Here is a 25,298-nt window from a genome sequence, read left to right as displayed (position 1 = left end):
TCACTTCCTCGGGTCGAAGGCATCGCGAGCGGACTCGCCGATGAACACCAGCAGGCTCAACATCAACGCCAGCACGGCAAACGCGCTCATGCCCAGCCACGGCGCCTGCAGGTTGGATTTGCCCTGGGCCACCAGTTCGCCCAGCGACGGGCTACCCGCCGGCAGGCCGAAACCGAGGAAATCCAGGGCGGTCAGGGTGCCGATGGCGCCGGTCAGGATGAACGGCATGAAGGTCATGGTCGAGACCATGGCGTTGGGCAGGATATGACGGAACATGATCGCGCCATTCTGCATGCCCAGCGCCCGCGCCGCACGCACGTATTCCAGGTTGCGCCCGCGCAGGAACTCGGCGCGGACCACGTCCACCAGGCTCATCCACGAGAACAGCAGCATGATCCCCAGCAGCCACCAGAAGTTCGGCTGGACGAAGCTGGCCAGAATGATCAGCAAGTACAGCACCGGCAATCCGGACCAGATCTCCAGGAAGCGCTGCCCGGCCAGGTCCACCCAGCCGCCGTAGAAGCCCTGCAAGGCACCGGCGATCACGCCGATGATCGAGCTGAGCAGGGTCAGGGTCAGGGCGAACAGCACCGACACCCGGAAGCCGTAGATCACCCGGGCCAGCACGTCGCGGCCCTGATCGTCGGTGCCCAGCAGGTTGTCCGCCGAGGGCGGCGCGGGGGCAGGGACGCGCAGGTCGTAGTTGATGCTCTGGTAGCTGAACGGAATTGGTGCCCACAGCACCCAGGCGTCCTTGGCCTTGAGCAGTTCGCGGATGTACGGGCTTTTGTAGTTGGCTTCCAGCGGGAATTCGCCGCCGAAGGTGGTTTCCGGGTAGCGCTTGAGCGCCGGGAAATACCAGCCGTTGTCGTAGTGCACCACCAGCGGTTTGTCGTTGGCGATCAGCTCGGCGCCGAGGCTGGCGCCGAACAGGATCAGGAACAGCCACAGCGACCACCAGCCGCGCTTGTTGGCCTTGAACAGCTCGAAGCGGCGGCGATTGAGAGGGGACAGGTTCATCTCAATGCTCCCGGCTTTCGAAGTCGATGCGCGGATCGACAAAGGTATAGGTGAGGTCGCCGATCAGTTTCACTACCAGACCCAGCAGGGTGAAGATGAACAGCGTGCCGAAGACCACCGGATAATCGCGGTTGATCGCCGCTTCAAAACTCATCAGGCCGAGACCGTCGAGGGAGAAAATCACCTCCACCAGCAAGGATCCGGTGAAGAAAATGCCGATGAAGGCCGAGGGGAAACCGGCGATCACCAGCAGCATGGCGTTGCGGAACACGTGGCCGTAGAGCACGCGGTGCCGAGTCAGTCCCTTGGCCTTGGCGGTGACCACGTACTGCTTGTTGATCTCGTCGAGGAAGCTGTTTTTGGTCAGCAGGGTCATGGTCGCGAAGTTACCGATCACCAGGGCGGTCACCGGCAGCGCCAGGTGCCAGAAATAGTCGAGGATCTTGCCGCTCAGGCTCAGCTCATCGAAGTTGTTCGAGGTCAGCCCGCGCAACGGAAACCAGTCCAGATAACTGCCGCCGGCAAACACCACGATCAGCAGGATGGCGAACAGGAACGCCGGGATCGCATAGCCGACGATGATCGCCGAACTGGTCCAGACGTCGAAGTGGCTGCCGTGTCGCGTGGCCTTGGCAATCCCCAGCGGGATCGACACCAGGTACATGATCAGGGTGCTCCACAGCCCGAGGGAGATCGACACCGGCATCTTTTCCTTGATCAGGTCGATGACCTTGGCATCGCGGAAAAAGCTGTCACCGAAGTCCAGCGACGCGTAGTTCTTGACCATGATCCACAAACGTTCCGGCGCCGACTTGTCGAAGCCGTACATGTGCTCGATTTCCTTGATTAGAGCCGGGTCCAGGCCCTGGGCGCCGCGATAGGAGGAGCCGGCCACCGACACTTCCGCGCCGCCGCCGGCGATGCGGCTGGTGGCGCCTTCGAAACCTTCGAGCTTGGCGATCATCTGTTCCACCGGGCCGCCGGGCGCGGCCTGGATGATCACGAAGTTGATCAGCAAAATGCCGAACAGGGTCGGAATGATCAGCAGCAGTCGCCGAAAAATATACGCCAGCATCTGATTACTCCGTGCCCGCAGGATCGGCCTGCAGTTTGGTTTCGATCTCTATCGCCGGCTTGGCATCGGGTTTGACCCACCAGGTGGCGGTGCCGATGTCGTACTTGGGCGAAACCTTCGGATGGCCGATGTGGTTCCAGTAGGCCACGCGCCAGGTCTTGATGTGCCAGTTGGGGATCACGTAATAGCCCCATTGCAGCACGCGGTCCAGTGCGCGGGCGTGGGCCACCAGGCTTTTGCGCGAGTCAGAGTTGATCAATTGCTCGACCAACTGGTCCACCACCGGGTCCTTGAGGCCCATGGAGTTGCGGCTGCCGGGTTTGTCGGCGGCCGCGGTCATCCAGAATTCGCGCTGTTCGTTACCCGGCGAGTTGGACTGCGGGAAACTGCCGACGATCATGTCGAAGTCCCGGGAGCGCACGCGGTTGACGTACTGCGAGACATCGACCCGACGGATCACCAGATCGATGCCCAGATCGCTCAGGTTGCGCTTGAACGGCAGCAGCACCCGTTCGAATTCGGTCTGCGCCAGCAGGAACTCGATCACCACCGGTTTGCCGGTGGCATCGACCATCTTGTCGTCGACGATGCGCCAGCCGGCTTCCTGCAGCAGTTGGTAGGCCTTGCGTTGCTGGGTGCGGATCATGCCGCTGGCGTCGGTAACCGGATTCTCGAAGGCCTGGGTGAAGACCTGCTCGGGAATCTTGCCGCGAAACGGTTCAAGGATCGCCAACTGATCGGCATCGGGCAGGCCGGTAGCGGCCATTTCCGAGTTCTCGAAATAACTGCGGGTACGCGCGTAGGCGCTGTTGAACAGTTGTTTGTTGGTCCACTCGAAATCCAGCAACAGCGTCAGCGCCTGACGCACCCGCACGTCCTGGAACACCGGACGACGCAGATTGAACACGAAGCCCTGCATGCCGGTGGGGTTGCCGTTGGGGATCTGTTCCTTGATCAGCCGGCCCTCGGTGACTGCCGGGATGTTGTAGGCGTTGGCCCAGTTCTTTGCGGTCATCTCCAGCCAATAATCGAACTGACCCGCCTTGAGACCTTCCAGTGCCACCGTGTTGTCGCGGTAGTAGTCGGTAAGCATCACGTCGAAGTTGTAGAAACCACGGTTGACCGCCAGGTCCTTGCCCCAATAGTCCTTGACCCGCTCATAACGCACCGATCGCCCGGCCTTGACCTCGCTGACCTTGTATGGCCCGCTGCCCAGCGGCATTTCCAGGTTGCCTTTGTTGAAGTCGCGGTTCTCCCACCAGTGTTTCGGCAGGACCGGCAACTGGCCGAGGATCAGCGGCAGTTCGCGGTTGTTGCTGTGCTTGAACTTGAACAGCACCGTCAGCGGATCTTCGGCGACCACGTCCGCGACATCGGCATAGTAGCCGCGGTACATCGGCGCGCCGTCCTTCATCAGGGTCTGAAAGCTGAACACCACGTCTTCGGCGCGTACCGGATGGCCGTCATGGAAGCGCGCTTCCGGGCGCAGATAGAAACGCACCCAGTCGTTGTTCGGTGCCTTTTCGATCTTGCCGGCGATCAGGCCGTATTCGGTGAAAGGTTCATCCAGGCCTTGCTTGGCCAGGGTGTCGTAGATCAGATCGATATTGTTGGCTGACACACCCTTGCTGATGAAGGGGTTGAGGCTGTCGAAACCACCGAAGCCGGCTTCGCGGAAGATCCCGCCCTTGGGCGCATCGGGATTTACGTAATCGAAGTGCTTGAAGTCCGCCGGGTATTTGGGCGGCTCGTTGTACAGAGTCAGTGCGTGTTGCGGCGCGGCACAGGCCATGCCTGCGAACAACAGGGCGCTGGCCTGCAGGAGCAGGACGCTGATGGGTTTCATCGATCTTTCTCCGAAGATTTCAGCCACCAGGCGCTCAAACCCAGGGTGTAGGGCGGCGTGGTGACAAAGGCCAGCCGGTTGCGGTAGGCCAGGCGGTGATAATTGAGGTACCAGTTGGGAATGATGTAGTGCTGCCAGAGCAGGACCCGGTCCAGCGCCTTGCCGGCAGCGACCTGATCGTCGCGCGTTCTGGCAGCCAGCAGTTGATCGAGCAGTTGATCGACAATCGGATTGGCGATGCCTGCGTAGTTCTTGCTGCCCTTGACCGTGGCCTGGCTGGAATGAAAGTACTGCCACTGTTCCAGGCCGGGGCTGAGGGTCTGGTTCTGTGTCATCAGAATCATGTCGAAATCGAACTGGTCGAGGCGTTGCTTGTACTGGGCGCGATCCACCGTGCGCAGCCGCGCGTCGATGCCGATGCTCGCGAGGTTTTCGACGTAGGGCTGGAGGATGCGTTCCAGGTTCGGATTGACCAGCAGGATCTCCAGGCGCAGCGGTTGTCCGGCCGCGTTCTGCAGACGCTGGCCGTTGAGCTTCCAGCCGGCGTCGGCGAGCAGGCCCAGAGCCTTGCGCAGGGTTTCCCGGGGAATGCCGCGACCTTGGGTCTGCGGCAGGCTGAACGGCTCGGTGAACAATTTGGCGGGCAACTGCTCGCGATAGGGCTTGAGCAGCAGCCACTCATGGCCGACCGGCAAGCCGCTGGCGGAGAATTCGCTGTTGGGGTAGTAACTGGTGGCGCGTTTGTAGGCGCCGCTGAACAGAGTGCGGTTGGTCCACTCGAAGTCGAACATCAGGCCCAGGGCTTCGCGCACCCTGATGTCGGCGAAGGTCGGGCGGCGGCTGTTCATGAACAGGCCCTGGGTCTGGGTCGGGATCTGGTGCGGGATCTGTGCCTTGATCACTTCACCGCGACGGATCGCCGGGAAGCCGTAGCCGGTGTCCCAGTTCTTCGCCTGGTGCTCGATATAGATGTCGAACTCGCCGGCCTTGAACGCTTCGAACGCCACATCGCTGTCGCGGTAGAACTCAACCTCCATGCGGTCGAAGTTGTACTTGCCGCGATTGACCGGCAAGTCCTTGCCCCAGTAGTTCTTGACCCGTTCAAAGATGATCTGTCGCCCCGGGGTAACCGAGGTGATGCGATACGGTCCACTGCCCAGTGGCGGCTCGAAGGTGGTGGCCTTGAAATCGCGATCTTTCCAATAGTGCTGCGGCAGTACCGGCAACTCGCCCAGGCGCAGGATCAGCAGCGGATTACCGGAGCGCTTGAACACGAAGCGAATGCGCTGCGGATTGAGAATGTCCACCCGCTGCACTTCCTGCAGGTTGGTGCGATAAAGCGGATGGCCTTCCTTGAGCAGCAGACGATAGGAGAAGGCCACATCAAAGGCGGTGATCGGCGTGCCGTCGTGGAACTTCGCTTCGGGCCGCAGGTTGAACACCACCCAACTGCGATCCTCGCTGTACTCCACCGATTGGGCGATCAGGCCGTAGCTGGACGTCGGTTCATCGCCGGACGGCGCGTACTGGCCAGTGCCGACCATCAACGGCTCGTTCAGCTCGTTGATGCCGTATTGCAGGAAATTCGGCGTGGTGACCGGGCTGGTGCCCTTGAAGGTGTAGGGATTGAGCGTATCGAAGGTGCCAAACGCCATCACCCGCAACGTGCCGCCCTTGGGCGCTTGCGGGTTGACCCAGTCGAAGTGGGTAAATCTGGCCGGGTACTTGAGCGCGCCGAACTGCGCATAACCATGGCTTTCGCTGATCGTCGCGCTTGCGGTGGAGCTCAAGGCCAGGCTGATCAGGAGCGAGAGGAGGGCACGCTTCAAGTATGGAATCCGATCCAGGCGGCTTGGGCTTTGTGGCCAGTACAGTAACAGCTTGTATGGACAGGAAAAAGCCGGGCCTGGAAAGCAGTTCTCGGGCATAAAAAAAGATCGCAGCCGGCTGCGATCTTTTCGGTACTGCGCCAATGATTAATGCGGATTCGAAACCGTCAGCATCTGGCCTGGCTTGAGCGCCTGGCCGACACGCGGATTCCAGCGCTTGAGGTGCTGCATCTCGACGTTGAAACGCTTGGCCACAATGTACAGCGAGTCGCCTTGCTGAACCTTGTATTTGGCTTGCGGCTTCTTGGCTTCTGCCTTGGTCTTGCTGTTGGCAGCGACCACGGTGTTGATGCGCCCCGAGCTGCGTTTGCTAGTGTCCTGCAGGACCAGAGTCTGACCGGGCTTGAGGTTCTTCCCGCTCAGCTTGTTCCAGCGTTGCAGATCCTTGACGTCGACGTTGTTGGCCTTGGCAATGGAGCCCAGGTTGTCGCCGCGCTTGACCCGGTAGTTGCGCTTGACGCTCGCCACTCGGGTTTCGCCGGCACCGTCGAACACCGGCTTGAGCGGTTTCTTGCTGATCAGCTCTTCAGGACGCATGGTCTGCAGGCTGGTGGTCAGCAGTTGCGCCTTGGAGGTCGGTACCAGCAGATGCTGTGGGCCGTCGATGGTGGTGCGCTGCTTGAAGGCCGGGTTGAGCTGGAACAGTTCGTCCTCGTCGATGTTGGCCACCGCGGCAACCTTGGACAGGTCCATGCGTTGGTTGATTTCGACGACCTTGAAATACGGTTCGTTGGCGATCGGGTTGAGGTTCACGCCGTAAGCTTCGGGAGCCAGTACCACTTGCGACAGTGCCAGCAGCTTGGGCACATAGGCCTGGGTTTCGGCTGGCAGCGGCAGGTTCCAGTAATCGGTTGGCAGGCCGAGCTTTTCATTGCGTTCGATGGCGCGGCTGACGGTGCCTTCACCGGCGTTATAGGCGGCCAGGGCCAGCAGCCAGTCACCGTTGAACATGTCGTGCAGGCGGCTCAGGTAGTCCATCGCGGCGGTGGTCGAGGCGGTGATATCGCGACGGCCATCGTAGAAGCGGGTCTGACGCAGGTTGAAGTAACGCCCGGTGGAAGGAATGAATTGCCAAAGGCCAACCGCGTCGGCCCGGGAATAGGCCATCGGGTTGTAGGCGCTTTCAATCACTGGCAGCAGCGCCAGTTCCAGCGGCATGTTGCGTTCTTCGAGGCGTTCGACGATGTAATGAATGTAGAGACTGCCGCGTTCGCCGGCGTTCTCGAGGAAAGAGGGATTGCTGGCGAACCACAGGCGCTGTTGCTCGATGCGCGGGTTGACCCCAAGGCTATCCTGCAACTGGAAGCCCTGACGCATGCGCTCCCAGACGTCCTGGGGGATCTGCGGGCTCGGCTTTTCGCTGATCCAGACAGGCTTCTGTTTGGCGCGCGCGGCAATATTCGGAGTGTGCGCCGCGTCGGTCTGCGGCGCATGGCTGGAACAGCCCGCCAAGGTCGCGGACACAGCCAGCGCGATGGCTTGCGCCACGCGGGTTAAAGCGTCCGAACTGATGGCATTTCGAATGGATGACGACATTGGCTGAACGTAAGTTCCGGGCAAAAATGTCGGGCGATTCTAGAAAGCAGACCCCCTGCGGTCAACCTTTCGAGGTTTTCGTACCATCGTCCAAGCGGTTCAGAACTTGTCTTTCCACGCTCTCAGGGACGCAAAAACCATATCGGGCCGAGAGTTATCGGTGCCGGTCCGTTCGTCCGCTTTTTCTTTAACGGATGTTTCAGTGGTACGTAAAAACGGGTTTGTACGCTTCTCCAGGGCGATGTTCGAGGGCAAAGTGATGAGCCCGGCTTCCCGTTGTCGGGTCACCGTCGCCAGGCGTTCCAGAGTGTCCGCATTGCCCGGTTCGACCGCGGCGGCAAAGCGCAGATTGCTCAGGGTGTACTCGTGGGTGCAGTACACCTGAGTGTCGTCCGGCAGCGCCGCCAGGCGCGACAGCGAGGCGTGCATCTGTTGCGGCGTGCCTTCGAACAGGCGCCCGCAACCAGCGGCGAACAGAGTGTCGCCACAGAACAGCAGACCGTGGTGATAATAGGCAATGTGTCCCAGGGTATGACCGGGCACCGCAATGATCTCGAAGTCATGGCCCAGCACGTGGATTCGATCGTTATCCTTGAGCGCGATATCACGCCCTGGAATGTTTTCGCTGGCCGGACCGTAGACTTTCGCGTCCGTCGCTTTCTTGAGCTGCTCGACGCCGCCGACGTGGTCATGATGATGGTGAGTGATCAGAATATCGCTGAGCGTCCATTCAGGATTCGCCGAAAGCCAATTCTGCACCGGCGTGGCATCGCCCGGGTCGACCACCGCGCAATGCCGGGTGTTGTGGTCTTGTAGCAACCAGATGTAATTGTCGGTAAAGGCGGGCAGGGCACTGATCTGTATCATCGTCGGATTCGCCAAGCGGTAAACAAAGGCGCATCTTAGAACTTCCTGGCGCGTTGGAGAATGCAATGACCGATAAAGCGTTCGCTCAGGCCGATCCTGACTGGCTGGCATTGATCAGCGCGGCGCGTGAGTGGCTGTCCGGACCCCTCGGGCAGTTTTTGCTGGATGAAGAGCGGCGCATGCTCGAAGAGGAGCTGGGGCGGTTCTTCGGCGGCTATCTGGTGCACTACGGGCCGTCGGCCCAGACGCCGCCTTCGGCGCCTCAGGTGCAGCGCAATGTTCGTCTGGGCGCGCCGTTGCCCGGTGTGGAAATCGTCTGCGAGGAACAGGCCTGGCCCTTGAGCGAACATGCCGCCGATGTGGTGGTGTTGCAGCACGGCCTGGATTTCTGCCTGTCGCCCCACGGTTTGCTACGCGAAGCGGCGAGCAGCGTGCGGCCCGGCGGGCATTTGTTGATCATCGGCATCAATCCCTGGAGCAGCTGGGGGCTGCGACATGTGTTCGCCCATGACGGGTTGCGCAAGGCCCGCTGCATTTCACCATCGCGGGTGGCCGACTGGCTGAACCTGCTGGGCTTCGCGCTGGAGAAACGCCGCTTCGGGTGCTATCGTCCGCCGCTTGCTTCGCCTGCCTGGCAGACCCGCCTGGCAGGCTGGGAACGCATCGCCGGCAACTGGCAGTTGTCCGGTGGCGGCTTCTATTTACTGGTGGCGCGCAAGATCGTGGTAGGCCTGCGGCCAGTCCGTCAGGAACGCCGCGAGCCGATGGGCAAACTGATTCCATTGCCGATGGCCAAGGTCAATCGCCGCCGCATCGAACCGTAATACCTTCTTCTATATACCGGCCGGGGTTGCCCCCGGTCCTGGGCGTCGTCGATCAGCGATCGGCGAGCCAACACGTTTTCTGGATGGATTGGCATGAGCGATAGCGTAGAACTGTTCACCGATGGCGCCTGCAAGGGCAACCCCGGTCCTGGCGGCTGGGGCGCGTTACTGGTGTGCAAGGGCGTTGAAAAGGAGTTGTGGGGCGGTGAGGCCAACACCACCAACAATCGCATGGAACTGATGGGCGCGATCCGCGGCCTGGAAGAACTCAAGCGTCCTTGCGACGTGCTGCTGGTGACCGACTCGCAGTACGTGATGAAAGGCATCAATGAGTGGATGGACAACTGGAAAAAGCGCGGCTGGAAGACAGCGGCGAAGGAACCGGTGAAGAATGCCGATCTGTGGCGGCTTCTCGACGAGCAGGTCAACCGTCACAACGTCACCTGGAAGTGGGTGCGTGGCCATATCGGCCATCATGGCAACGAACGCGCGGACCAGTTGGCCAACCGTGGCGTGGATGAAGTCCGCGGCCTGGCTTGAGCACCGAGCGCACTTGGGATCTTGTCGCGGGCAGGCTCGCTCCCGCATTTGACTGCGACATCTGTGGGAGCGAGCCTGCTCGCGATGGGGGCGACACGGTCTACCTGAAAGCCCCCGACAAGCGTGTTAACATCGCCACCTTTTTTGCACGATTGACCGATTGAGAGCTGAGCACTGATGGCCACCAGATCCGTTGTACTCGACACCGAAACCACCGGCATGCCGGTGACCGACGGCCACCGGATTATCGAAATCGGTTGTGTCGAGCTGATCGGTCGGCGCCTGACCGGCCGGCATTTTCACGTTTACCTGCAACCGGATCGCGAGAGTGATGAAGGGGCCATCGGCGTCCACGGCATCACCAACGAATTCCTGGTGGGCAAGCCGCGTTTCGCCGAGGTAGCCGAAGAGTTCTTCGAGTTCATCCAGGGCGCGCAGCTGATCATCCACAACGCGGCGTTCGACGTTGGCTTCATCAACAACGAATTCGCCCTGATGGGCCAGCACGATCGTGCGGACATCACCCAGCATTGCAGCATCCTCGACACCCTGCTGATGGCCCGGGAACGTCACCCGGGCCAGCGCAACAGCCTCGACGCCTTGTGCAAACGTTATGGCGTCGACAACTCCGGCCGTGAACTGCACGGCGCCTTGCTCGACTCCGAGATTCTCGCCGACGTCTACCTGACCATGACTGGTGGCCAGACCAGCCTTTCGTTGGCGGGCAATGCGTCCGATGGCGAGGGTGGCGGTAGCTCGTCCACTGAAATTCGTCGTTTGCCGGCGGGTCGCACGCCGGGCCGGATCATTCACGCTACCGAGGATGACTTGGCGGCGCATGCGGCGCGGCTGGCAGTGATCAGCAAGTCGGCGGGGGCGCCGGCGTTGTGGCTGCAGCTGGCCGAGGCCGAAGCTCAAGCCTGAACGCGATCCCTGTAGGAGCGAGCAAGCTCGCGATGGTAGACCGGGCACCGCGGGGAATCAGGCTGCCCGCGTTATCGTTGACCTCCATCGCGAGCTTGCTCGCTCCTACAGTCGTACGCAGGCTTCGCGGCGGCTCGTGACCCTTTTCAGTGCATCGCACTCGCCACATCCGCTTCGACCCTCTACCCTGAGGTCATTGGCAGGCTCTGGTCTGCCGCCTCAGGACACTGAGCCTCATGTATAAAGATCTGAAATTTCCGGTCCTGATCGTCCACCGCGACATCAAGGCCGACACCGTCGCCGGCGATCGTGTGCGGGGTATCGCCCGGGAGCTGGAGCAGGAAGGTTTCAGCATCGTCTCGGCGATGGACTACACCGAAGGACGCCTGGTTGCGTCGACTCATCACGGTCTGTCGTGCATGTTGATCGCGGCGGAAGATGCCAGCGCCCACTCTCATTTATTACAGAACATGGCCGAACTGATCGGACTCGCCCGGGTGCGTGCGCCGGATCTGCCGATCTTCGCCCTGGGCGAGCAGGTTACTCTGGAAAACGCGCCCGCCGACGCCATGGCCGAACTCAATCAACTGCGCGGCATCCTCTATCTGTTCGAAGACACTGTGCCGTTCCTCGCGCGTCAGGTGGCGCGGGCCGCGCGCAAGTATCTGGACGGCCTCTTGCCGCCGTTCTTCAAGGCGCTGGTGCAGCATACCGCCGACTCCAATTATTCATGGCATACCCCGGGGCACGGCGGTGGTGTGGCCTATCACAAAAGTCCGGTCGGTCAGGCATTCCACCAGTTTTTCGGGGAAAACACCCTGCGATCAGACCTGTCGGTTTCGGTACCCGAGCTTGGCTCGCTGCTCGATCACACCGGGCCGCTCGCGGAAGCGGAGGCCAGGGCCGCGCGCAACTTTGGTGCCGACCACACCTTCTTCGTCATCAACGGCACTTCGACTGCGAATAAGATCGTCTGGCACTCCATGGTGGCCCGGGATGATCTGGTGCTGGTGGATCGCAACTGTCACAAGTCGGTGCTGCACTCGATCATAATGACCGGCGCCATCCCGCTGTACCTGTGCCCCGAGCGCAATGAACTGGGCATCATCGGCCCGATTCCGCTGAGCGAATTCAGCCCGGAATCGATCCAGGCCAAGATCGATTCCAGTCCGCTGACCCAAGGCAGGGCGCCGAAGGTCAAGCTGGCGGTGGTCACCAACTCAACCTATGACGGCCTGTGCTACAACGCCGAGCTGATCAAGCAGCAACTGGGCAACAGCGTCGAGGTTTTGCATTTCGATGAGGCCTGGTACGCCTACGCGGCGTTCCATGAGTTCTTCACCGGCCGCTACGGCATGGGCACGTCCTGCAGCGACGACAGCCCGCTGGTGTTCACCACCCATTCGACCCACAAGCTGCTGGCGGCCTTCAGTCAGGCGTCGATGATTCACGTGCAGGATGGCGGCGCCCGGCAGCTCGACCGGGATCGCTTCAACGAAGCGTTCATGATGCACATCTCCACCTCGCCGCAGTACGGCATCATCGCCTCGCTGGATGTGGCCTCGGCGATGATGGAAGGCGGCGCCGGGCGTTCGCTGTTGCAGGAAATGTTTGACGAAGCCCTGAGCTTTCGCCGGGCGCTGGCGAACTTGCGTCAGCACATCGCGGCGGATGACTGGTGGTTTTCCATTTGGCAGCCACCTTCCGCGGAAGGTATCGACAGGGTGGAGACGGCGGACTGGTTGCTGCAACCTGGGGAGGACTGGCACGGCTTCGGCGATGTCACCGACGATTACGTGCTGCTCGACCCGATCAGGGTCACGCTGGTCATGCCCGGGCTTAACGCCGGCGGCGCACTCAGCGAGCGCGGAATTCCCGCAGCGGTGGTCAGCAAGTTCCTTTGGGAACGCGGGCTGGTGGTGGAGAAGACCGGTTTGTATTCGTTCCTGGTGCTGTTCTCCATGGGCATCACCAAGGGCAAATGGAGCACGCTGCTCACCGAATTGCTGGAGTTCAAGCGCAGTTACGACGCCAACGTCAGCCTGGCGAGCTGTTTGCCCTGCGTTGCGCAACAGAATATCGCGCGCTATCAGGGCATGGGCTTGCGCGATCTATGTGATCAATTGCACGCTTGCTATCGCAGCAATGCCACGGCCAAGCATCTCAAACGCATGTACACGGTGCTGCCGGATGTCGTGATGAAACCTGCCGATGCCTACGATCATCTGGTGCGCGGCGATGTCGAAGCGGTGTCGATCGATGCTCTGGACGGGCGCATTGCCGCCGTGATGCTGGTGCCTTACCCGCCGGGAATCCCGCTGATCATGCCGGGTGAACGCTTCACCGCAGCAACCCGCTCGATCATCGACTACCTGGCGTTTGCCCGCACGTTCGATAGCACTTTTCCGGGGTTCGTTGCCGATGTGCACGGATTGCAACATGAAGACGAGGGCAATGGGCGGCAGTACACCGTCGATTGCATCAAGGAATAAGGACGTTACACAGTATGCAAGTAGACATGAAACCCAATCATCCGGGGCTCTCGGTGCGGGTCGCCGACGAAAGCTTCGCCGACTATATCTGGGGCAGTGATTTCAGTTTTGAAGTTTCAGCCTACGGCGCGCCGCAGATAGGTGAGCCGGTGGAACGATGGCGGGTGACCCCGATCACGCCCTACCGAAAATGCTATGGCATCGACCCTGAAGAGTTCAGCAGTTTTCGCGATGCCGCCGACAGTGCGATTTTCATGGCGTGGCTGGACGACGAGCCGGTCGGACATCTGGTGATCAGCACCAACTGGAACGGTTTCGCCCATATCGACGAACTGGCGGTGCACGCACCGGCGCGACGCCATGGCGTGGCCAAGGCGTTGCTGGATGTGGCGCAGTTCTGGAGCCGCAAGAAGAAACTGCCGGGCATCATGCTCGAAACCCAGAACAACAATCTCGGCGCATGCCGGCTCTATGAGCGTTGCGGGTATGTGATCGGCGGCATCGACCATATGCGCTATCGAGGCATTGATCCGAATACCGCAGAAGTCGCGCTGTTCTGGTATCGCGTGTTCGATAATCCGCTGGAAAATCCGGTCAGCTCGCCATCATCGCCACGGCTTGTTCCGTGACGATTTCCAGCAAGGCCTGAACGGCGGGCGAAGGCTCGCCGTTTTTCAGTGTCAGGGCGTAGACGCTGATCGGCACGGCGGGGGACAGCGGGCAGGCGTCCAGCCCCGCGGCCTTGGCGCCGAGGGCGGTGAAGGGGTCGACGATGGCCAGGCCTTCCCCGGCCTCGACCATGCTGCGCATCATCTGGTGGGTCTGGACCCGTGTCTGAATCACCGGAGCGGGGCGCAGGGCATGTAGTTTGTGCTCAAGGGCCGGGCTCAGCGGATCATGACCCTCGAGGCCGACCATCGCCTGGCCCGCCAGATCCTGCAACGAAATGTATTTCTGCTTCGGCTGCAGCCAGCCGTGGGGCGCGAGCAATTGCAGTTTGCCCTGAGCGATGACCTGACACTGGATCTCGTTGCGATCCGGATCATGCAGGCTCAGGCCCAGGTCGCTTTCACGCAGCAACAGGCTTTTGACGATGTCGCGGGTGGGCTGGCTCAGCAGCGTGCAGGGCGCGTCGGGCAAGCGACGGCGCAGGGCCGCGATGCTTTGGGGCAAGAGTTGTTGGGCCAGCGGCGGGGTGCAGATGATGCGCAACGGTGGCGCCAGGTATTGCCGCAGGCTGCTGGCCAGCCGCTGGACCGGCTCGAGCGCATCGTAGACATGGGCGATTTCGACTTGCAGTTCCCGTGCTTCCCGGGTGGCCTGCAAGCGTCCGCGAACGCTGGAAAACAGCATGAATCCCAACTGATCCTCGGCCTCGCGCAAAATCCGTTCGACCTCGGTCACGGGCAGCTGCAACCATTCGGCGGCGGTGCCCAGATGACCGGTCTGCAGGAGCGCCTGGATCACTTCGATATGGCGTAAACGCATGCGTGAAGTCCATGTTCAGCAGGTGAAGGAGTCAGCGTCTGAATCCTAACCCATGTCCGAGCGTGTGACTTCTGCTCATATGGCCCCATTCAGGACGCGGCGATCGATTCCGGTTCGCGGGTCAGCGTGACGCCCGACTGTACCAGTTGGAACTCGCTATCGGTGAGCTTGTTGACGCGGTCGCCGTGGGCCAGTTTGTAGGTGGTGACCGGTGCGCCGTCTACCGACGCGGTGGAGTCCTGGAACTCATGCACCGAATAAATGCGGCCTTCTGCGTCTCTTGCATGGAATTGACCGACGAGTACTGCTGCCATCTGCTTAAAACCTCTGGAGATAAAACGCGGGGGGTTGCGGTTTTTGTAGACCGCTACCTTACGCGGGAAGTTTTCCCGGGCAAAAAAAATATTCAGGAACCGGATATACCTATGTTCACTGGTTCAAATGTCATCTGATCATCTATAACTAGAGGCTCCTCCCACGGACAAACGAGAGTTTCTCATGAGCAATGTCTATACCGTCGCCGTAGTGGTCGGCAGCCTGCGTCAAGCCTCGATCAACCGCAAGGTCGCCCTCGCGCTGGCGGATCTGGCGCCGGCCAACCTCAAGCTGAAAATCGTCGAAATCCGGGATCTGCCGCTCTACAGCGAAGATATCGATGGTGAGACTCCGCCGGCAGCCTACAGCACTTTCCGACAGGAAGTGCGCTCATCCGACGCAGTGCTGTTCGTCACCCCCGAATACAACCGCTCCATTCCAGCGCCGATGAAAAACGCCGTTGACGTAGGCTCGCGTCCCTATGGCCAGGCCGTCTGGAGCGGCAAGCCGGGCGCGGTGATCAGCGTTTCGCCGGGTGCCGTCGGCGGCTTTGGTGCAAACCATCACCTGCGCCAGTGCATGGTTTTTCTCGACGTTCCGCTGATGCAGCAACCTGAAGCCTACGTTGGCGGCGCAGGTACCGCGTTCGACGAATCCGGCAAGCTGTCCGATTCGTTGCGTCCATTCCTGCAGAAGTTCATCGACGGCTTCGGCAAGTGGGTCGAGCAACACAAGAAAGTCTGATTCCCGTGAGTGATCTGTAGCAGCTGCCCGGCAGCTGCTACCCCTGTCTGGCGGATGCCTATGCTGGTTGCTGCACTGATTTTCCTGCTGACCATCACCCTGGTGATCTGGCAGCCCAAGGGCCTCGGCGTCGGCTGGAGCGCAGTATTCGGCGCGGTGCTGGCATTGCTGTTCGGCGTCGTCCATCTCTCCGACATTCCCTTGGTGTGGCAGATCATCTGGAATGCCACCGGCACCTTCGTGGCGTTGATCATCATCAGCCTGTTGCTCGACGAGGCCGGTTTTTTTGCCTGGGCGGCATTGCACGTGGCGCGCTGGGGAAGGGGCAACGGACGCAAGCTGTTCGCCTGCATGGTGTTGCTCGGCGCGCTGGTGTCGGCGCTGTTCGCCAACGACGGCGCGGCGCTGATCCTTACGCCCATCGTGATCTCCATGCTGGTGGCCTTGCGCTTTTCCCGGGCGGCAACCCTGGCGTTCGTCATGGGCGCCGGCTTCATCGCCGATACCGCGAGTCTGCCGCTGGTGGTCTCCAATCTGGTGAACATCGTTTCCGCTGATTTCTTCGATATCGGTTTCAACCGCTATGCGATGGTGATGATGCCGGTCAATCTGGTCAGCGTCGCCGCGACTTTGGTTGTACTGATGTGGTTTTTCCGTCGCGACATTCCCGCGGACTATGACCCGGGGCAGTTGGAGCATCCGGCGTCCGCCATTCACGACAAGGCGACGTTTTATGCCGGTTGGGCGGTGTTGGTGATTCTGCTGCTCGGCTGTTTTGCGCTGGAACCGTTGGGTATTCCGATCAGTGCGATTTCGGCGGTGTGTGCGGCGTTGCTGCTGTTCATTGCAGGAAGGGGGCACAAGATCTCCACGCGCAAGGTCATGAAAGGCGCGCCGTGGCACATCGTGATTTTCTCCCTGGGCATGTACCTGGTGGTGTACGGCCTGCGCAATGCCGGGCTCACTGACTATCTGGCCGGGTGGCTCAATGGTTTCGCTGACTATGGCGTTTGGGGCGCAGCCATGGGCACCGGGGTGCTGACGGCGTTGTTGTCGTCGATCATGAACAATTTGCCGACGGTGTTGATTGGTCTGCTTTCGATAGATGCCAGCCAGGCGACCGGGGTGGTCAAGGAGGCGATGATCTATGCCAACGTCATCGGCAGCGACCTGGGGCCGAAAATCACCCCGATTGGCAGTCTGGCGACGTTGTTGTGGCTGCATGTGCTGGAGCGCAAGAACATCCGGATCGGGTGGGGCGCTTATTTCCGGGTGGGGATCGTGTTGACGGTGCCGGTGTTGTTGGTGACGTTGGTGGCGTTGGCGGTGCGGTTGTCCGTTTGACCCTTGGGGTGACAACCTGAGTCTTCCTGATGCACACCGACCCAATGTGGGAGCGGGCTTGCTCGCGAAGACGGCCTCACAGACAACCTAATTCTTCCTGATGTACACCGAACCATTGTGGGAGCGAGCCTGCTCGCGAGCTTTTTGGCTGAGTACATATCCATTGCTGCGGTAACGGCCACTTATGGTTCCGCTCTTACAGCGGGTCACTTTGAAGAGCGCAAAGTAACCAAAGCGCTCGTGCCCCTGACGTTCGGTGCCTCGCCTAGGCTCGGCATGCCCTCGCTCCGGTCCTGGTCCGTGGGCCCGCCGCCATCGGCCATCCATGGCCGGGGGCGACTACCCGGCATCCATGCCGGGTTGCCCACTGCGCAGAACCTCCACTCGGCCTCACGAGGGGGCGAATATCGCGTGTACCTGTAGGAGCGAGCATGCTCGCGATGGTGGTCAACGATGACGCGGTGTGTCTGGTGCCCCGGTGGTGTCTGGACATTTATCGCGAGCAGGCTCGCTCCCACAGAGTCTGTGATGAACACAAAATTGGTGATTTACACCGAACCACTGTGGGAGCGGGCTTGCCCGCGAAGGCGGCCTGGTCGACAACCTGATTCTTCCTGATGTACACCGAACATTGTGGGAGCGAGCCTGCTCGCGATGGTCGCCAACGATGACGCGGGCTGCCTGATGCCCCGTGGCGTTCTGTCGTCCATCGCGAGCAAGCTCGCTCCTACAGGGGTTGTGTGTCCGGCCAGAGGTCCGACACCAGGAACAGTCGCTCGGCTTCTTCCCAATCGCCATCGGCATTTTCCGTCAGCCGCACCAGCAATTGCGCCGGTGCCACGGGCGACAACTCACCCAGCCACGTCTTCAACTGCCCGGCATTCCAGGTGTGTTCCGCAGGGTAGTGCGCCGGTGCCAGCCACGCGTGGCGGGGCAGGGGTTGCCAGCGCCCGGGCGGGCTTTGCGCGATGAATGCAGGCCAATCCTTCTGATGCAGCCAGCGACCGCGCAAGTGCCGCGGGTGCGCGCCGCGGGGCGACTCTGCATGCCCCGGCCATGGATAGAGCAGGTAGCCGCCCAGCCACAGGTGCGCATCGAACTGCTGGATATCCAGCGCCGCCAGCATTTCGCGGCTTTCCGGGCGTGCGGAAATCGGCAGTTGATGTTGGCTCAGGTGCGTCAGTTTGCGGTCCAACCGATCATGGCAGCCGGGTCCGAGCCACTGCGCGGTGTCGAGTCCATCGCCATTCTGCGGACCCAGGTACAGCTTGATCGCCAGCTCCAGGTGATGCACGCCGTCGCGATCGCGCAGCAGCATGTCCAGCTCGCCCAGGGTGTGGCCTTCGCGGCGGATCGGCATGTTTGCGGCGATCAACTCGACACCCGGCGCATGCTCGACGGCAAACTGCCAGAGGCGCTCGTAATACAGGCCCAGGCGCCGGGTCCGGGCCTGGGACAGCCAGTGCAGCAAGCCGTAGCTGTCCTGATCCAGGCGGCGCAACCATTGTTCCAGGCGGTCCGGCGCCTGCACCCAGTCGCTACCGGCCAGCGGATGGCGCTGCGGCCACGGTGCGTCGACGAGCATCGGCGGGGCGAGGATGACCCACGCCAGGTCGCGCACTTCGGGGTGGCGCAACTGGTGGGGTAACTGCGACAACTCTGGAAATAGGATCATCTTGCGAGCATAGCCTCAAACAGGAGTACGTCCCTGTCGCTGAAAGGATTTTGTCTATCACAAGCTTTCGCCCATAATCGTGCTTTTCGCCGTCGCAGAGCTTAGGGATCCCATGGAGCAATTTCGTAATATCGGCATCATCGGTCGCCTGGGCAGCTCTCAGGTGCTGGATACCGTCCGCCGACTGAAGCGTTTTCTGCTCGACCGTCACTTGCACGTGATCCTCGAAGACACCATCGCTGAAGTCCTGCCGGGCCACGGCCTGCAGACCTCGTCGCGCAAAATGCTCGGCGAAGTATGTGACATGGTGATTGTGGTCGGCGGTGATGGCAGCCTGCTCGGCGCAGCCCGGGCGCTGGCCAGGCACAATATTCCGGTGCTGGGCATCAACCGTGGCAGCCTGGGGTTCCTCACCGACATCCGCCCCGATGAACTGGAAGTCAAGGTCGCCGAAGTGCTCGACGGCCATTACTTGGTGGAAAACCGCTTCCTGCTGCAGGCCGAAGTCCGTCGCCACGCCGAGGCCATCGGCCAGGGCGATGCGCTGAACGACGTGGTCCTGCACCCCGGCAAGTCCACGCGGATGATCGAGTTCGAGCTGTACATCGACGGCCAGTTCGTCTGCAGCCAGAAGGCCGACGGCCTGATCGTCTCCACGCCTACCGGCTCCACCGCCTACGCGCTGTCCGCCGGCGGTCCGATCATGCATCCCAAGCTCGACGCCATTGTAATTGTGCCGATGTACCCCCATACCTTGTCGGGCCGGCCGATTGTGGTCGATGGCAACAGTGAGCTGAAGATCGTCGTGTCCAAGGATATGCAGATTTACCCGCAAGTCTCGTGTGACGGGCAGAACCACTTTACCTGTGCGCCCGGCGACACCATTACCATCAGCAAGAAGGCCCAGAAGTTGCGGCTGATCCACCCGCTCGACCACAACTACTACGAAGTCTGCCGGACGAAGCTCGGCTGGGGCAGCAAGTTGGGTGGTGGAGGCGACTGATGCTCGATCCCGCGCGTAGCTACGACCTGATCGGTGACGTGCACGGTTGCGCTCTGACCCTTGAGCATCTGCTCGACCGGCTCGGTTATCACAAACAAGGCGGCGTCTGGCGCCATGCCTCGCGCATGGCGGTGTTCGTCGGCGACATCATCGACCGTGGCCCGCGGATCCGCGAGGCGTTGCACATCGTCCACGACATGGTTGAGGCCGGTCAGGCGCTTTGTATCATGGGCAACCACGAATTCAACGCCCTGGGCTGGGCCACGCCGGCACTGCCCGGCAGCGGCAAGCAGTTCGTGCGCGAACACACTCCGCGCCACGCCCGTTTGCTGCACGAAACCCTGACCCAGTTCGAACAGCATCCCGGCGACTGGCATGACTTCCAGCAGTGGTTCTACGAGCTGCCACTGTTCGTCGATGCCGGTCGCTTCCGCGTGGTTCACGCCTGCTGGGACGCGGGCCTGATCGAGCCGCTGCGCGCGCTGTTCCCCGACGGTTGCGTCGACGAGCACTTCCTCCAGGCCTCGGCCGAGTCGGGCAGTTTCGCCTGCACCGTGTTCGATCGCCTGCTGCGCGGCACCGACATGCGCCTGCCCCATGGCATGACCATGACCAGCGGCGATGGCCTGATCCGTTCGTTCTTCCGCACCAAATTCTGGGAAGACGACCCGCAAACCTACGGCGATATCGTTTTCCAGCCTGATGCGCTGCCGGAACCGGTCGCGCAGACGCCGCTGTCCTCCACCGAAAAGAACAACCTGCTGCGTTATGGCATAGATGAACCGTTGCTGTTCGTCGGCCACTACTGGCGCAGCGGCAAACCGGCGCCGATTCGCCCCAACCTGGCCTGCCTGGATTACAGCGCCGTGCTTTACGGCAAGCTGGTGGCCTATCGCCTGGATCAGGAAACGCGGCTCGATCCGCACAAGTTCGTCTGGGTCGATGTCGAGCGACCGGAGGTATTGCAATGAGTACGGTCGCAGTATTGCGTCTGCCGCTGGCGGTGGACTTGAGTGGTTTCGTCACGTTGTTGCGGCGCATGCAGGTGCCACACCGCGTCAGCGAAGAAGCGGGCGAGCAGGTGCTCTGGGTGCCGGACAACATCAGCGAAGACGTGCGTGCCCTGTACGAACGCTTCCCGGCCGGCGATCCCGATCAGCAACTGGACATCCCCGTGGCGCAAACCACTACCATGCGTCGTCCCGGTTTCCTTGAGCAGGTGCGTTATGCCAAGGCAACTGCGGCCATTTTGCTGCTGAGCATACTGGTCGGCGCGCTGACCATGCTTGGCGAAAACTTCAGCACGATGCGCTGGCTGACCTTCCTCGATTTCCGGGTGGTCGGCGAGTACATCCACTTCAGGCCCCTGGCCGATAGTCTGGCGGCGGGGCAGTGGTGGCGTCTGGTCACACCGATGCTGATCCACTTCGGCATCCTGCACCTGGCCATGAACGGCATGTGGTACTGGGAGCTGGGGCGGCGCATCGAATCGCGCCAGGGCACCATCAATCTGGTCGGTCTGACCCTGCTCTTCAGCCTCGTGTCCAACTACTCGCAATATCTTTATACCGGCCCGAGCCTGTTCGGCGGATTGTCCGGCGTGCTGTACGGCTTGCTGGGACATTGCTGGATCTTCCAGCTATTGGCACCGAACGCCGCTTATCGCCTGCCACGCGGCGTGCTGGCGATGATGCTGATCTGGCTGGTGGTCTGCATGTCCGGGCTGGTTTCGGCGATCGGCTTCGGTGAAATCGCCAACGCGGCCCACGTCAGCGGGTTGCTCGTCGGATGCTTGACCGGCTTGTTGGGTGGTTTGTACAACCGCCGTAAACTGGCCGCCTGAAACAGTTTATGTAAATAGAGAACGCGGAGACCCAATGTCCTCTTTTAACGAAATGATCAAAAACATCACCCCCGACATCTACCAGAGCCTGAAACTGGCGGTGGAGATCGGCAAATGGTCCGACGGCGGCAAACTCACCGCCGAGCAGCGCGAGCTGTCGCTGCAGGCGATGATCGCCTGGGAAATCCAGAACCTGCCCGAGGAAGAGCGCACCGGTTACATGGGGCCGCAGGAGTGTGCGTCGAAGTCGATCGAAGTGCCGAATATCCTGTTCAAGTCGGATGCCATCCATTGATCGAGATTGGCCGCGGTGCAATAAGCAAAATGTCGGCGCGCCTGGACGGGCCGAACGTGCAATACGCATTTCGTCTGGGCGACGTCGAGGTGCCGGTCAATCCGTTGATCGGGACTACGGTGCGCCTGGAATACCTGGGGGCGATCCACTGCACTCATTGCGGACGCAAGACCAAAACCAGTTTCAGCCAGGGTTACTGCTACCCGTGCATGACCAAGCTGGCCCAGTGCGACGTGTGCATCATGAGCCCGGAACGCTGCCATTTCGAGGCCGGCACCTGCCGTGAGCCTGAGTGGGGCGAGAAGTTCTGCATGACCGATCACGTCGTCTACCTGTCGAACTCTTCCGGGGTGAAGGTCGGGATTACCCGCGCCACCCAGTTGCCTACCCGCTGGATCGATCAGGGTGCGCGCCAGGCATTGCCGATCATGCGCGTCGCCACCCGCCAGCAATCCGGTTTCGTCGAGGATCTTTTCCGCAGCCAGGTGGCCGACAAGACCAACTGGCGTGCCTTGCTCAAGGGCGAGGCGGCGTCGGTGGATCTGGCCGGAGTTCGCGACCAGTTGTTCGCCAGCTGCGCCGATGGCCTGCGCGCGTTGCAGGATCGATTCGGCCTGCAGGCGATTCAGCCGGTCACCGATATCGAACCCATTGAAATCAGTTACCCGGTCGAGCAGTACCCGGCCAAGATCGTCAGTTTCAACCTGGACAAGCAGCCGATTGCCGAAGGCACGCTGTTGGGCGTCAAGGGTCAGTACCTGATCTTCGACACCGGCGTGATCAACATTCGAAAATACACGGCCTACCAGCTCGCCGTGCATCAGTAAAAGGACTCCAGCATGCGTACCGAACAACCGAAGATGATCTACCTCAAGGACTATCAGGCGCCCGAGTACCTGATCGACGAAACGCACCTGACCTTCGAGTTGTTCGAGGACCACAGTCTGGTCCATGCGCAACTGGTGATGCGCCGCAACCCCGAGCGTGGCGAGGGCCTGCCGCCGCTGGTGCTGGACGGCCAGCAGATGGACCTGTTGTCGGTCACTCTGGCCGACCAGGAACTGAGCGCTGCCGATTACCAGCTGACCGAAAACCACCTGACGCTGCACCCGACCAGCACTACTTTCACGGTCGACACCAGCGTACGCATTCACCCGGAAACCAACACCGCGCTGGAAGGCCTGTACAAGTCCGGCACGATGTTCTGCACCCAGTGCGAGGCCGAGGGCTTCCGCAAGATCACCTATTACCTCGACCGCCCGGACGTGATGAGCATGTTCACCACCACCGTGGTCGCCGAGCAGCACAGCTACCCGGTGCTGTTGTCCAACGGCAACCCGATCGCCAGCGGTCCCGGCGAAGACGGCCGGCACTGGGCGACCTGGGAAGATCCGTTCAAGAAGCCGGCCTACCTGTTCGCGCTGGTAGCCGGTGATTTGTGGTGCGTCGAAGACACCTTCACCACCATGACCGATCGCACCGTGGCGTTGCGCATCTATGTCGAGCCGGAAAACATCGACAAGTGCCAGCACGCCATGAACAGCCTGAAAAAGTCCATGCGCTGGGACGAAGAGGTGTACGGTCGCGAGTACGACCTGGACATCTTCATGATCGTCGCCGTGAACGACTTCAACATGGGCGCGATGGAGAACAAGGGTCTCAATATCTTCAACTCCAGCGCCGTGCTGGCCAAGGCCGAGACGGCCACCGACGCCGCGCACCAGCGCGTCGAGGCGATCGTCGCCCACGAATACTTCCACAACTGGTCGGGCAACCGCGTGACCTGCCGCGACTGGTTCCAGCTGTCGCTCAAGGAAGGCTTCACCGTTTTCCGCGATTCGGGTTTCTCCGCCGACATGAACTCGGCCACGGTCAAGCGCATCCAGGACGTCGCCTACCTGCGCACCCACCAGTTCGCCGAAGACGCTGGCCCCATGGCCCATGCCGTGCGTCCGGACAGCTTCATCGAGATCTCCAACTTCTACACCCTGACCGTGTACGAAAAGGGCTCGGAAGTGGTCGGCATGATTCACACCTTGCTCGGCGCCGAAGGCTTCCGCAAAGGCAGCGACCTGTACTTCGAACGCCACGACGGCCAGGCCGTGACCTGCGATGACTTCATCAAGGCCATGGAAGACGCCAACGGTGTCGACCTGACCCAGTTCAAGCGCTGGTACAGCCAGGCGGGTACGCCGCGTCTGGTGGTCAGCGAGTCCTTTGACGCTGCGGCGAAAACCTACAGCCTGACCTTCCGCCAGAGCTGCCCGCAGACGCCGGACAAAGTCGAGAAACTGCCGTTCGTGATTCCGGTCGCGCTGGGTTTGCTGGACAGCAAGGGCGCCGAGATGCCGTTGCGTCTTGCCGGTGAAGCGGCGGCGCAGGGCACTTCGCGGGTCATCTCCGTGACCGAAGCCGAACAGACCTTCACCTTCGTCGACATCGCCGAACAGCCGCTGCCATCGTTGCTGCGCGGCTTCTCGGCACCGGTGAAACTGAGCTTCCCGTACAACCGCGATCAACTGATGTTCCTGATGCAGCACGACAGCGACGGCTTCAATCGCTGGGATGCCGGCCAGCAACTGTCGGTGCAGGTGTTGCAGGAATTGATTACCCAGCAGCAGAAGGGCGAGACCCTGGTGCTGGATCAGCGTCTGGTCTCGGCCTTGCGTACCGTGCTGTCGGACGAGTCATTGGATCAGGCGATGGTCGCCGAAATGCTCTCACTGCCAAGCGAAGCCTACCTGACCGAAATCAGCGAAGTGGCGGATGTCGAAGCCATCCACATCGCTCGTGAGTTTGCCCGCAAGCAACTGGCCGATGCGTTGTTCGAAGGTCTGTGGCTGCGTTATCAGGCCAACCGCGACCTGTCCAAGCAAACCCCGTACGTGGCCGAAGCCGAGCATTTCGCCCGTCGCGCGCTGCAGAACATTGCGCTGTCGTACCTGATGCTCAGCGGCAAACCTGAAGTGCTGGCGGCCACCCTCGAGCAGTTCGATGCGTGCGACAACATGACCGAACGCCTGACCGCGCTGGCCGTGCTGGTCAACTCGCCGTTCGAAGAGCAGAAAGCCAAGGCGCTGTCCGGTTTCGCCGCGCATTTCAGCGACAACCCGCTGGTCATGGATCAGTGGTTCAGCGTGCAGGCCGGCAGCGTATTGCCGGGCGGCCTGGAGCGGGTCCGCCAGTTGATGGAGCATCCGGCGTTCAACATCAAGAACCCGAACAAGGTGCGCGCGCTGATCGGTGCGTTCGCCGGGCAGAACCTGATCAACTTCCATGCGGCGGATGGTTCGGGCTACCGCTTCCTGGCCGATCTGGTGATCGAGCTGAACGGCTTCAACCCGCAGATCGCATCCCGCCAACTGGCACCGCTGACCCGCTGGCGCAAATACGACGCCGCGCGTCAGGCGTTGATGAAGGGCGAGCTGGAACGCATCCGGGCTTCGGGGCAGTTGTCCAGCGATGTGTTCGAAGTGGTCAGCAAGAGCCTGGCCTGACTCGCCCCCTGTAGGAGCGAGCATGCTCGCGATGGAGAACAACGATAACGCGGGGCATCAGACATCCCGCGTCATCGTTGA

General features: G+C 61.3%; 22 protein-coding genes. 13 read left to right on the top strand and 9 right to left on the bottom strand.

What is annotated here, in order from left to right; translation table 11 throughout:
* From ACW9JE_RS08555 to gloB, 6 genes are all read right to left on the bottom strand, one after another.
* Window positions 1-1,020 (bottom strand): ABC transporter permease, encoded by a 1,020-nt coding sequence (locus tag ACW9JE_RS08555; RefSeq protein ID WP_175377332.1) that lies wholly within the window; start codon window positions 1,018-1,020, stop codon window positions 1-3.
* Window position 1,021: 1 nt separating this feature from the next.
* A complete protein-coding gene (locus ACW9JE_RS08550) occupies window positions 1,022-2,095 on the bottom strand; it encodes a microcin C ABC transporter permease YejB (RefSeq protein WP_224539623.1) in 1,074 nt (357 codons plus the stop codon).
* A 4-nt stretch (window positions 2,096-2,099) separates the two neighbouring features.
* Entirely contained in the window at window positions 2,100-3,941 is a 1,842-nt protein-coding gene (locus ACW9JE_RS08545) for an extracellular solute-binding protein (protein ID WP_457432501.1), read from the bottom strand.
* Window positions 3,938-5,746: an extracellular solute-binding protein gene (locus ACW9JE_RS08540; protein ID WP_457432513.1), complete on the bottom strand. Its 1,809-nt coding sequence runs from the start codon at window positions 5,744-5,746 to the stop codon at window positions 3,938-3,940. The genes ACW9JE_RS08545 and ACW9JE_RS08540 overlap by 4 nt, the downstream gene beginning before the upstream one ends.
* A gap of 171 nt (window positions 5,747-5,917) precedes the next feature.
* Complete coding sequence (locus tag ACW9JE_RS08535) at window positions 5,918-7,366, bottom strand: transglycosylase SLT domain-containing protein (protein ID WP_224539629.1); 1,449 nt, start codon at window positions 7,364-7,366, stop codon at window positions 5,918-5,920.
* A gap of 99 nt (window positions 7,367-7,465) precedes the next feature.
* The gene (gene gloB, locus ACW9JE_RS08530; RefSeq protein ID WP_457432500.1) at window positions 7,466-8,233 is read right to left on the bottom strand and encodes a hydroxyacylglutathione hydrolase; all 768 of its coding nucleotides are present in this window, start codon (window positions 8,231-8,233) and stop codon (window positions 7,466-7,468) included.
* Window positions 8,234-8,298: 65 nt separating this feature from the next.
* Here gloB and ACW9JE_RS08525 point away from each other — a divergent pair, with 65 nt between their 5' ends.
* From ACW9JE_RS08525 to ACW9JE_RS08505, 5 genes are all read left to right on the top strand, one after another.
* Window positions 8,299-9,057 carry a class I SAM-dependent methyltransferase gene (locus ACW9JE_RS08525; protein WP_224539633.1) on the top strand — a complete coding sequence of 253 codons (759 nt, stop codon included), beginning with the start codon at window positions 8,299-8,301 and terminating at the stop codon, window positions 9,055-9,057.
* A 93-nt stretch (window positions 9,058-9,150) separates the two neighbouring features.
* Window positions 9,151-9,597, top strand: coding sequence for a ribonuclease HI (gene rnhA, locus ACW9JE_RS08520; RefSeq protein ID WP_457432499.1), 447 nt, complete (start codon window positions 9,151-9,153; stop codon window positions 9,595-9,597).
* Window positions 9,598-9,774: 177 nt separating this feature from the next.
* Window positions 9,775-10,521, top strand: coding sequence for a DNA polymerase III subunit epsilon (dnaQ, locus tag ACW9JE_RS08515; RefSeq protein WP_224539752.1), 747 nt, complete (start codon window positions 9,775-9,777; stop codon window positions 10,519-10,521).
* A gap of 236 nt (window positions 10,522-10,757) precedes the next feature.
* Window positions 10,758-13,013, top strand: coding sequence for an Orn/Lys/Arg family decarboxylase (locus tag ACW9JE_RS08510; RefSeq protein ID WP_457432498.1), 2,256 nt, complete (start codon window positions 10,758-10,760; stop codon window positions 13,011-13,013).
* A gap of 14 nt (window positions 13,014-13,027) precedes the next feature.
* Window positions 13,028-13,642: a GNAT family N-acetyltransferase gene (locus ACW9JE_RS08505; RefSeq protein WP_224539756.1), complete on the top strand. Its 615-nt coding sequence runs from the start codon at window positions 13,028-13,030 to the stop codon at window positions 13,640-13,642.
* On the opposite strand, the gene ACW9JE_RS08500 is transcribed toward ACW9JE_RS08505, so the two are convergent.
* Both ACW9JE_RS08500 and ACW9JE_RS08495 read right to left on the bottom strand, forming a co-directional pair.
* Complete coding sequence (locus ACW9JE_RS08500) at window positions 13,608-14,501, bottom strand: LysR substrate-binding domain-containing protein (protein WP_224539758.1); 894 nt, start codon at window positions 14,499-14,501, stop codon at window positions 13,608-13,610. The two genes, ACW9JE_RS08505 and ACW9JE_RS08500, sit on opposite strands and share 35 nt — an antisense overlap.
* An 89-nt stretch (window positions 14,502-14,590) precedes the next feature.
* Window positions 14,591-14,815 (bottom strand): hypothetical protein, encoded by a 225-nt coding sequence (locus ACW9JE_RS08495; protein WP_224539760.1) that lies wholly within the window; start codon window positions 14,813-14,815, stop codon window positions 14,591-14,593.
* A gap of 184 nt (window positions 14,816-14,999) precedes the next feature.
* Here ACW9JE_RS08495 and ACW9JE_RS08490 point away from each other — a divergent pair, with 184 nt between their 5' ends.
* Both ACW9JE_RS08490 and ACW9JE_RS08485 read left to right on the top strand, forming a co-directional pair.
* Window positions 15,000-15,560, top strand: a complete 561-nt coding sequence (locus ACW9JE_RS08490) for an NADPH-dependent FMN reductase (protein ID WP_224539762.1) — start codon at window positions 15,000-15,002, stop codon at window positions 15,558-15,560.
* A gap of 60 nt (window positions 15,561-15,620) precedes the next feature.
* Entirely contained in the window at window positions 15,621-16,904 is a 1,284-nt protein-coding gene (locus ACW9JE_RS08485; RefSeq protein ID WP_224539764.1) for an arsenic transporter, read from the top strand.
* Window positions 16,905-17,631: 727 nt separating this feature from the next.
* On the opposite strand, the gene ACW9JE_RS08480 is transcribed toward ACW9JE_RS08485, so the two are convergent.
* Entirely contained in the window at window positions 17,632-18,579 is a 948-nt protein-coding gene (locus ACW9JE_RS08480; RefSeq protein ID WP_224539766.1) for a DUF1853 family protein, read from the bottom strand.
* A gap of 112 nt (window positions 18,580-18,691) precedes the next feature.
* On the opposite strand from ACW9JE_RS08480, the gene ACW9JE_RS08475 reads away from it, so the two are divergent.
* From ACW9JE_RS08475 to pepN, 6 genes are read left to right on the top strand one after another with little or no spacing between them, the layout of a single operon-like run.
* Window positions 18,692-19,582: an NAD(+) kinase gene (locus ACW9JE_RS08475; RefSeq protein ID WP_224539768.1), complete on the top strand. Its 891-nt coding sequence runs from the start codon at window positions 18,692-18,694 to the stop codon at window positions 19,580-19,582.
* Window positions 19,582-20,553 (top strand): metallophosphoesterase, encoded by a 972-nt coding sequence (locus ACW9JE_RS08470; RefSeq protein ID WP_224539770.1) that lies wholly within the window; start codon window positions 19,582-19,584, stop codon window positions 20,551-20,553. Before ACW9JE_RS08475 ends, ACW9JE_RS08470 begins: the two co-directional genes overlap by 1 nt.
* Window positions 20,550-21,425 carry a rhomboid family intramembrane serine protease gene (locus ACW9JE_RS08465; protein ID WP_224539772.1) on the top strand — a complete coding sequence of 292 codons (876 nt, stop codon included), beginning with the start codon at window positions 20,550-20,552 and terminating at the stop codon, window positions 21,423-21,425. The genes ACW9JE_RS08470 and ACW9JE_RS08465 overlap by 4 nt, the downstream gene beginning before the upstream one ends.
* Before the next feature lie 34 nt (window positions 21,426-21,459).
* Window positions 21,460-21,720 (top strand): YeaC family protein, encoded by a 261-nt coding sequence (locus ACW9JE_RS08460; protein WP_019579318.1) that lies wholly within the window; start codon window positions 21,460-21,462, stop codon window positions 21,718-21,720.
* Window positions 21,717-22,547, top strand: coding sequence for a DUF2797 domain-containing protein (locus tag ACW9JE_RS08455; RefSeq protein WP_457432497.1), 831 nt, complete (start codon window positions 21,717-21,719; stop codon window positions 22,545-22,547). Before ACW9JE_RS08460 ends, ACW9JE_RS08455 begins: the two co-directional genes overlap by 4 nt.
* Window positions 22,548-22,559: 12 nt before the next feature.
* Complete coding sequence (gene pepN, locus ACW9JE_RS08450) at window positions 22,560-25,217, top strand: aminopeptidase N (protein WP_457432496.1); 2,658 nt, start codon at window positions 22,560-22,562, stop codon at window positions 25,215-25,217.
* Window positions 25,218-25,298 lie beyond the last annotated feature (81 nt).

This window comes from Pseudomonas sp. SDO55104_S430 (assembly GCF_054070595.1).
This window is presented reverse-complemented; position numbering and strand designations above follow the sequence as displayed.

Excerpts from the sequence above, each read along its gene's own strand:
- ACW9JE_RS08555 (WP_175377332.1), bottom strand. The coding sequence starts at position 1,020 with ATGAACCTGTCCCCTCTCAATCGCCGCCGCTTCGAGCTGTTCAAGGCC.
- ACW9JE_RS08550 (WP_224539623.1), bottom strand. The coding sequence starts at position 2,095 with ATGCTGGCGTATATTTTTCGGCGACTGCTGCTGATCATTCCGACCCTG.
- ACW9JE_RS08545 (WP_457432501.1), bottom strand. The coding sequence starts at position 3,941 with ATGAAACCCATCAGCGTCCTGCTCCTGCAGGCCAGCGCCCTGTTGTTC.
- ACW9JE_RS08535 (WP_224539629.1), bottom strand. The coding sequence starts at position 7,366 with ATGTCGTCATCCATTCGAAATGCCATCAGTTCGGACGCTTTAACCCGC.
- gloB (WP_457432500.1), bottom strand. The coding sequence starts at position 8,233 with ATGATACAGATCAGTGCCCTGCCCGCCTTTACCGACAATTACATCTGG.
- ACW9JE_RS08525 (WP_224539633.1), top strand. The coding sequence starts at position 8,299 with ATGACCGATAAAGCGTTCGCTCAGGCCGATCCTGACTGGCTGGCATTG.
- rnhA (WP_457432499.1), top strand. The coding sequence starts at position 9,151 with ATGAGCGATAGCGTAGAACTGTTCACCGATGGCGCCTGCAAGGGCAAC.
- dnaQ (WP_224539752.1), top strand. The coding sequence starts at position 9,775 with ATGGCCACCAGATCCGTTGTACTCGACACCGAAACCACCGGCATGCCG.
- ACW9JE_RS08510 (WP_457432498.1), top strand. The coding sequence starts at position 10,758 with ATGTATAAAGATCTGAAATTTCCGGTCCTGATCGTCCACCGCGACATC.
- ACW9JE_RS08505 (WP_224539756.1), top strand. The coding sequence starts at position 13,028 with ATGCAAGTAGACATGAAACCCAATCATCCGGGGCTCTCGGTGCGGGTC.
- ACW9JE_RS08500 (WP_224539758.1), bottom strand. The coding sequence starts at position 14,501 with ATGCGTTTACGCCATATCGAAGTGATCCAGGCGCTCCTGCAGACCGGT.
- ACW9JE_RS08495 (WP_224539760.1), bottom strand. The coding sequence starts at position 14,815 with ATGGCAGCAGTACTCGTCGGTCAATTCCATGCAAGAGACGCAGAAGGC.
- ACW9JE_RS08490 (WP_224539762.1), top strand. The coding sequence starts at position 15,000 with ATGAGCAATGTCTATACCGTCGCCGTAGTGGTCGGCAGCCTGCGTCAA.
- ACW9JE_RS08485 (WP_224539764.1), top strand. The coding sequence starts at position 15,621 with ATGCTGGTTGCTGCACTGATTTTCCTGCTGACCATCACCCTGGTGATC.
- ACW9JE_RS08480 (WP_224539766.1), bottom strand. The coding sequence starts at position 18,579 with ATGATCCTATTTCCAGAGTTGTCGCAGTTACCCCACCAGTTGCGCCAC.
- ACW9JE_RS08475 (WP_224539768.1), top strand. The coding sequence starts at position 18,692 with ATGGAGCAATTTCGTAATATCGGCATCATCGGTCGCCTGGGCAGCTCT.
- ACW9JE_RS08470 (WP_224539770.1), top strand. The coding sequence starts at position 19,582 with ATGCTCGATCCCGCGCGTAGCTACGACCTGATCGGTGACGTGCACGGT.
- ACW9JE_RS08465 (WP_224539772.1), top strand. The coding sequence starts at position 20,550 with ATGAGTACGGTCGCAGTATTGCGTCTGCCGCTGGCGGTGGACTTGAGT.
- ACW9JE_RS08460 (WP_019579318.1), top strand. The coding sequence starts at position 21,460 with ATGTCCTCTTTTAACGAAATGATCAAAAACATCACCCCCGACATCTAC.
- pepN (WP_457432496.1), top strand. The coding sequence starts at position 22,560 with ATGCGTACCGAACAACCGAAGATGATCTACCTCAAGGACTATCAGGCG.